An 8,203-nucleotide genomic window follows, 5' to 3' on the forward strand; every position below is an offset into this window, starting at 1 on the left:
AGGCCGTACCCCCTTTATTGTGATAATTATGTAAGCATTTTTATTGGTGTTGGTAAACTCTTTTTTAGATTTATAACAAAATATTAACCGAGAATACCTATGAACAAGAATTCCCAGATTTCGTTGTTCGGTAGGGCAGCCCTGTTTGCTCTTGCTTCTACGGCAATGCTGTTTGCCCAAGAGCCTGCCGCCGCTCCTGCCGGTTCTGTTGAACCTGAAACTGCAACCGCGCCTGCCGCCGCAACTCCCGTGGCAGAAGCTCCGGCCCCTTCGACTGAGCCGGCAGTTGCCGCAACCGAGGGTGGCGAAGCCAAGACCGCATCTATCTTTGTGCAGGACCCGGCCATATTCCACCAGCGCCAGGCCGACTTGGAAAAGTTGAAGGGAAGCCTCCAGAATGTGAACGAGGGTCTCGATTCCCTGCTCGCCGACGCAAGCCACATCGCCAAGATGAACGACCAGTGTGCCGCGGTGAGCATCAACGACGTGATGGGCGACGAGTGCTGGACCTTCTATCAGGTCGAGTTGCCCGCCTTCGAAGAGAAGTACATGCAGGTTACCGGCGAGGTTCGCCTGGGCCACATGGAAACCGCCCGCGGTCTCGAGGACCGCAAGCTGCAGATTAACGCCTGTGTGGACGCTCTCTACAGCTTCGCCGCGTCTAAGGACCAGTTCCTGAACCTCAAGGGCGGCGTGTTCCTGGAACCGCTCGCCAAGGGCTTCGAGGCCCATTACGATTTCACCCTGCAGTACGAGCCCAACCACCGCAAGAACGCTCTCGCTATTGCCCAGAAGTGGGGCGAGACCTGCCGCGAGATGGTCGTGCGCCAGGATGGGGAAGGCTTTGCCCCGTACTTCATTGAACGCCTGGATAGGCTGAACAAGGACCTTGCCCGTGACGGCTCCCTGGCCATCTACAAGGTAGATACCGCCGCCGCTCCGACGGTCTATATGGATATCGCGAAGCCGGTCCGCAGTGCCTACTACCTGAACGGTGTCAAACTGTTCCACAGCCGCATCGCCGCGGGCCCCGTAGACGAAAGTAACATCCGCATCAAGTTCGAGAATGGTGCTGCCAAGGTCGAGGGCGCCGAGGTGGTTGTCCAGCACGGCAAGCCGCAGCAGTTCAAGGGTGCAGTCCAGTTCGCCGAGAAGGCCGCGATGATGAACGGTCGCTGGATCTGGGAAAACCAGGGCAATACCGAAGGCGTTGACTTTGGACCGGTTTACGATGCCGATTCGCTTGCCACCGCGCAGGCCGAACAGAAGGCCGCCGAGCAGAAGGCTGCCGAGGAAAAGGCCGCCGAGGAATCCAAGGCCATCGAGAGCCGCCGCGGTACGCACTTCTCTCCCTGGGCCGCGGTTTCGGGCGTGTTCGCTCCCTATGGCGACAAGAGCCGCATAGGCTTCAAGGACGTAGAAAAGAACGACCTCGTTATTTTCGCCGACGGTGCCGCCGCCGCGCGCGTAAGGCTCAACTTTGGCGAGACCGGCGACGGCTTCATTGCCGTGGGCGCGGGCGGTTACATCGGTGCCGCGTTCAAGGGCGGCCTGCTGCGCTTGTACGTGGCGCCTCTCGCACAGCTCGAACTGGGCTACAAGGACTTCGGTATCCGCGAGACTGCCGTGATTGCAATTCCCGAGGATGACTCCAAGGAATGGATGCAGTTCAGGAGCGGCGTGTTCTACAAGTTCGGCTTCGTGGGCGTGGAAATCGGCCACGACCTGATTACAAACTTTGGCCAGGGCGGCTATGTTTCCGTCTTCTTTGAAATGTAATGGAGGGCAAGATGAAGATTTTTAAGAAATTGCTCGTTGCCGGCGGTGCCGCTTCCATAGCCTTTACCGCATGCTCTATTGTTGATGAATACGACCAGGAACTGGTCGACAGGTACGAACAGGCTGTCCAGGACGAGAAGGATTCCGTGAAGCAGGCCGAACAGGATAGGAAGGATTCCATCGCGAACCTCGACTCCGCGACCTGCCCCGAAACCTTCACGGATACCCGCGACGAGAACGTCTACGACATCGTGCGCATCTACGACCCCGAGGTCGACAGCAAGGCCCGCTGCTGGTTCAAGCAGAACCTGAAGTACGATGCGAAGGACGATTCCCGCTGCCTCGACGACGACAAGAAGAACTGCAAGGTTTACGGTCGCCTGTACCTGGGTTCCGCAATTAAGAAGGGCGTGTGCCCCGAGGGTACCCGCGTTTCTACCTCGGAAGACTGGGAACACTTGCTCAAGGTTGTTGACCCCGACGAGAACTCCTCGTACATCCTGAAGAATGCCGAGGAATGGATTGCCGGCGGCAGCGCTTCCAAGGCGACCGACAAGTACGGCTTCAGCGCCGTGCCCGGAGGCTTTTACGATGATGACGAGGAAGAGTACACCGAGGAATTCCACAACGATGGTCACTGGTGGGTCTACTCCAAGGATTCGTTCAAGTACGTGAGGATGTCCGCCGATGATAACCTCTACGAGTTCAGGACTATCGACGCCTACAACTCCGAAGGCATCGGCCTCTCTGTCCGCTGCGTGCTCGAGTCCAACCACTCCATAGAGGCCGACACTTCTTCCAGTGAAGGCGACAAGTCCTCGAGTTCCGAAGGGGACGGTGAAGTCAAGAGCTCTTCTTCCGAAGGCTCCTCCGATACCGAGAGCTCCTCTTCCGAAGAAGTCGACCCGGAAGATGTCATTGTCCCCCAGAACGACGTGAGCATTGACGGCGTGTCGCAGAAGGGTCCGTTCATCAAGGGTACTACGGTGAGCGTCTACGAACTGGATAACGGTCGCAACCTGAGCCCCAAGGGCACCGCTTTCCCCACGGAGATTACCACCGACGACGGAAAGTTCAAGCTTTCCAACCTCAAGCTGAAGTCGCAGTTCGTGTACCTCGTGGCCGAAGGCTACTACCGCAACGAGGTTACGGGCAAGGGAAGCGTTGCCCCCATAACGCTCCGCGCCGTATCTGACTTGACCAAGATGAAGACCATCAACGTGAACCTCCTGACCCATCTGGAATTCTTCCGTGCCGAATACCTCGTGGTGAACAAGGGCATGCGCGTGAGCAAGGCCAAGATCCAGGCCGACAAGGAAATCTTCAAGAACTTCTTTATCGACGCCACGGAATTCAAGGCTGCCGAAAAGCTCTCCGTCGTAGGCTCCTCCGACGAAGATGCCGCATTGCTCGCCCTTTCCGTGATTTTCCAGGGCGACTTTACGGAAGCGCAGTTGACCGATGTCATCAACACCTTCAAAGATGAAATCAAGGACCAGGAAAAGGGCGAATGGAAGAACGATTCGCTCAAGACAGTGCTTGCCGACTGGGTCGCGAACGCCGAATTCAAGGACCATTTCAAGAGCATCCGCGATAACGTGGAAGGCTGGGGCCTGGGCAAGCCGGGTAACTTCGAAAAGTACCTGACCAACTTCTGGCTCACCATGTACGAGATGGACCCCTGCACCAGTGCAAGCGAGGGCAAGATTACCTGGACCGAGAACAAGTACAGCAAGAACAAGAAGGAATCCAAGACACGCTTTGTTTGCAAGAGCGGCAACTGGGAACTCGCTACCGACCTGGAAAAGGATACCGAGGGCTGGACTTCCGGTAAGGATGGCCAGGTCAAAAATGGTAAGGTCAATACGGACTCTGTGTATGTGTACGATGGTGCCGCCTGGCGCAAGGGCAATGTGCTGGATAGCACGCTCGGCATTGGCGCCTGCTATACCAAGGCCAATCGCGACCTCAAGAAGAGCGCTACCGATGGCGAATGGTATATCTGCGATATGGACAGCGCCAAGTGGGTCAACACCCACAACCTGAATTCGTACTTCGCCAAGTTTACCCCGGACGACAAGCTGAGTTTCTTCAACACCGCTATAACCGACGTGGCGAACGACACCATGATAGACCCGAGAGACGGCCATGTGTATAGGACGGTGATGATAAAGTTCTTCAATGCGGCATTACTCCATGATGATAGCCTTGTATGGATGGCTGAAAACCTGAACTACGAACCCAAGCCTACGGACAAGGCCTATGGCCAGTCCTGGTGCTACGGCGACCTGGACTACAACTGCGAAATCGCGGGCAGGCTGTATAGCTGGGTAGGTGCCATGAATATGGATGCCAAGTATTTTGAAACCGAAGTTACTGAAAATCTGGAGTCCCATCAGGGGATTTGTCCTGACGGCTGGGTCATCCCTCATGACGGTTATTTAGCTGCTTTCGAAGAAATATCCGAAAATGGTGGCGAAATAAAAACGAACTTCACAGGTGCATGGAAGACTGCTGACAATAGTTATGGTTTTTCTGCGATACCCTCTGGCTACCGTAGTGCGTCTGGAGGTACCTATTCCGATGCTGGTAGTACGTTTACCATGTGGACTACTCTAAATGAAATGGCTGAAGCGGAAACTTTTAATGTGTATGATGCAAAGGTGAATGAAGCCATTGATGTTTCCAAGCACATTGGTGCAGCAGTACGCTGCGTGAAGTTGCCGACTCCATAACTTTACACGAAGGTCCATTCTAAAACCAAACGGAGACCCGTCATGAAGTCCTTGATCCGTTTTCTCTCCGCGTCAAGCACTTGCTTGATGTCATCCTCGCCCATTCGGCTTGCTCAGGGCAGGCTCCAGCGAGGATCTGTACGTCTTGTTTCTGCATTTGTCGCTGCACTTGCCTTCGGGCTAATTGCCTGTGGCGAAGAAACCACCGAGAACGTCACGAACATCAACCAGATGGGTCTCGATGTTGTCGCATCGGTCAAGGACCTTCCGGAATGTACGTCGGATAACGACGGTAGCATGGCCTTCGTGAAAAAGGAAAACGGCACACGAGTCTGCGTTGACGGAGACTGGGTCGCGTCAAGTGACACGGTCTTCGTGAGCAGCGGTGAGATTAGCTGCAAGACGGTTGAACTCTCTGACAAGAGTGGCCTGAAAATCGTCTGTAACGGGGATTCCATTGGCGTGGTGCTCAACGGCGAAAAAGGCGACAAAGGCGACGACGGCGCTCCGGGTGCCAACGGCAAGGACGGCGCACCTGGTGCAAAAGGCGACAAGGGTAATGATGGCGTCAACGGAACTAACGGTACGAACGGCACGGATGGTCACGACGGTGTCGGTTGCTCTATCGGAAACCGGACTGATTCTACGGTGGCAATCGTATGCGGAGCGGACACGGTTACGGTGAATATTGGCAGTCATTCGGCGGAGTCCGAGGAATGCGAGGAGATTGAAGCCGAAGACTGCATAGCCCCTTCGGATGAAGTGAGCCTCAGCGGCGTGAGCCAGAAGGGTCCGTTCATCTCGGGCACGGATGTTACAGCGTACGAACTGCAGAACGGCAGGTCCCTCAAGCAGACCGGTAAGACTTTCGGTGGTAAGATTGAGAACGATGACGGTTTGTTCAACATCAAGACAGTCTCTCTGATGAGTAACTACGTGTATATAGTTGCAGATGGCTTTTACCGTAATGAAGTTACGGGCGAGAATAGCGGCACTTCCATCAAACTCCGTGCAATTACCAATTTGAGAAATCGCAATATGGCGAACATCAATTTGCTGACGCACTTGGAATACGACCGCGTGCAGTACCTGGTTACCGTGATGGATTCCTCCGTCCTCAAGTCGAAAATGGCTGCCGAGAAGGAAATCTTCTCTACCTTCAACATCAATAATTTCGGATTCATAGGTTTTGCCGAGGATTTCAATATTTTCCAGAAGGGAGAAGGCAATGCGGCGCTGCTTGCAATTTCGATATTGTTGCAGGGCGACCGCAGCGAGTCTGGCCTTACCAACCTCCTGACGAATTTCAGTATCGACCTGCGTAAGGACGGCTCGTGGGACGACTCGACGACCAGGGCGAAGATGGCCGACTGGGCGATGCAGGCGGATACCTCGGGTAAGCTGGGAACTATCCGTGGCTATGTGAAGGGCTGGGGCCTTGGAGATGGAACTGTGCCTGACTTCGAAAAATACGTACGTACATTCTGGAGTGTCGAGAATGGCCTCGGTGTCTGTGGTACCAGCGAGAATCCGATAGGAACGGTGAAACATATATCTAATCCTAGATCCGAATACTATGCGAAAGACTATTTTTCCGCCGATACCGCAGGCCGCAAGCTCCGCTTTATCTGTGTGGATGCAGACAGTGCCAAGTGGCGAGTGGCGACGGAAATAGAAAGTGACAAATACGCTTGGATTTCGGAGAATGGATCGGAGCCTGATGTGAATGGAACGTTGCTGATTGGACCTTTTACGGGCGATACGATGGTTTGGGATGCTGACACGCTTAGGTATGCCGATAGTTCTGAAATAGCCTGGAACATAGGGTGCGTCAGTTATTATAAGGATACGAACGTTGTTATGGGCGTATTGAAGTCTAATTATACCTGTACTTCTAATGGATGGGAATTCGATTCGGTTAATGTAATTACAGATACCGCGGATGGAAAAACATACAGGACTATTAAGATTGGCAATCAGTACTGGATGGCGGAAAATATGAGTCGCGAACTTACAAGTGGTAGCTATTGTTATGATAGCAAACAGCAAAATTGCCTGATCTATGGACGTCTATACACAATTGGGGCGGCTAAGACTATCTGTCCCGAGCGATGGAGGTTGCCAAGTAATGACGATTGGACGACTTTGTTTAATGCTGTTGGGGGGATAGATGGAGCTGGCAGAATGCTCAAATCTTCTTATATGAATGGAGATAATAGATATGGATTCGATGCGTTGCCTGGTGGATATTATGGTCCAGCAACTACTGGATTGGGTGTTGGCAATTCATACTATAATGTGGAAAACCAAGCCTATTTCTGGAGTAGTACATCTTCGCCTAGCGACTATCCTTACTATGTTTTGTTAGGAAAGCTTTTGAATTATGCTCAGTTGAATGTTTCATCTTCGAGTAGTGCAATGCGACTCTCGGTTCGTTGCGTGATGGATTAAAAAAGAATACAAATCTTGAGGAACTGTCCTATGAAGTCTTTGATCCGTTTTCTTTCCGCGTCACACCGAAGCCCCGTAGGGGCAAGTGTGTCCACCATGACCCGCGCCTTGACATTGGGCGTCGTTTCCCTCCTCGCGGCCTGCGGTGACGACATTACCGAAATCAACGCGAACGTGGGCGCAATCAAGTCCACTGACGATCTGCCTGCATGTACCGAGGATATCGCGGGCCAGACGGCCTTTGTCAAGGAAACGCACGAGTTTCTCGGTTGCGACGGCAAGGAATGGATGGCGCTTGGCGCGAACACGGTGAGCGTGGGCGACAACGTCTGTACCTCCACGAGCCTCAGCGACGGTACGGGCTTCGAGATTTTCTGTAACGGGGAATCCATCGGCACGGTGAAAAACGGCAAGGACGGTGCCGACGGTAAAGACGGCGCTGATGGTGAGAACGGTAAGGACGGTGCACCCGGTGCTAAAGGCGACAAGGGTGATGACGGCACCAATGGTAAGGACGGCGAGCCGGGTGCAAAAGGTGACCCGGGCGAACCCGGCAAGGACGGCGCCAACGGCGCTGGCTGTACCATAAAGGAATCTACTGCCCTGACCGCTACCATCGCTTGCGGCTCCGAGACTTTCACGATGGACCTGACGGGCTACACGGAACAGCCCGAGGCATGCGACGCTAACGTGAGTGCCGAGGACTGCGCTACTCTGGATAGTGCTATTAGCCTGAGCGGCGTGAGCCAGAAGGGCCCGTTCGTTACCGGCACGGATATTACGGCGTACGAACTGCAAAATGGCAGGTCTCTCAAGCAGACCGGCAAGACGTTCGGCGGCAAGATTGAGCGCGCCGATGGCACGTTCGACATCAAGACTGTCAAGCTGAACAGCGCGTTTGCCTACATTGTGGCGGACGGCTTCTACCGCAACGAGGTGACCGGCGAGAACAGTTCTGCCGCCATCAAGCTGCGCGCGTTGACCAACCTGAAGGGACGCTCCTCCGCGAACATCAACCTGGTGACCCATTTGGAATACGACCGCGTGCAGTACCTTGTCACGAGGAAGGATTCTTCTGTAACGAAGGCGAAGATGGCCGCCGAGAAGGAACTCTTCGCCGCGTTCGGTATCGACAATTCGGGTTTCGAAGGCTTGGCCGAAGACTTGAACGTGCTCAAGGAAGGCAAGGGCAACGCCGCCCTGCTCGCAATCTCCGTTCTCCTTCAGGGCGACCGCAA

3 protein-coding genes and 1 pseudogene are annotated in these 8,203 nt (G+C 54.2%); all 4 read left to right on the forward strand.

Going from position 1 to position 8,203, the window contains the following annotated elements; all coding sequences use genetic code 11:
* Positions 1 to 99: 99 nt before the first annotated feature.
* Complete coding sequence (locus tag BUB22_RS15620; RefSeq protein WP_073116583.1) at positions 100 to 1,779, forward strand: hypothetical protein; 1,680 nt, start codon at positions 100 to 102, stop codon at positions 1,777 to 1,779.
* An 11-nt stretch (positions 1,780 to 1,790) separates the two neighbouring features.
* Positions 1,791 to 4,514: an FISUMP domain-containing protein gene (locus BUB22_RS15625; protein ID WP_175547317.1), complete on the forward strand. Its 2,724-nt coding sequence runs from the start codon at positions 1,791 to 1,793 to the stop codon at positions 4,512 to 4,514.
* A 42-nt stretch (positions 4,515 to 4,556) separates the two neighbouring features.
* Positions 4,557 to 6,965, forward strand: coding sequence for an FISUMP domain-containing protein (locus BUB22_RS15630; RefSeq protein WP_083535594.1), 2,409 nt, complete (start codon positions 4,557 to 4,559; stop codon positions 6,963 to 6,965).
* Between the two features lie 30 nt (positions 6,966 to 6,995).
* Positions 6,996 to 8,203 (forward strand): annotated as a pseudogene (locus BUB22_RS15635) (collagen-like protein); the annotation flags it as partial.

This window comes from Fibrobacter sp. UWCM (assembly GCF_900129735.1).
Lineage (GTDB): Bacteria > Fibrobacterota > Fibrobacteria > Fibrobacterales > Fibrobacteraceae > Fibrobacter.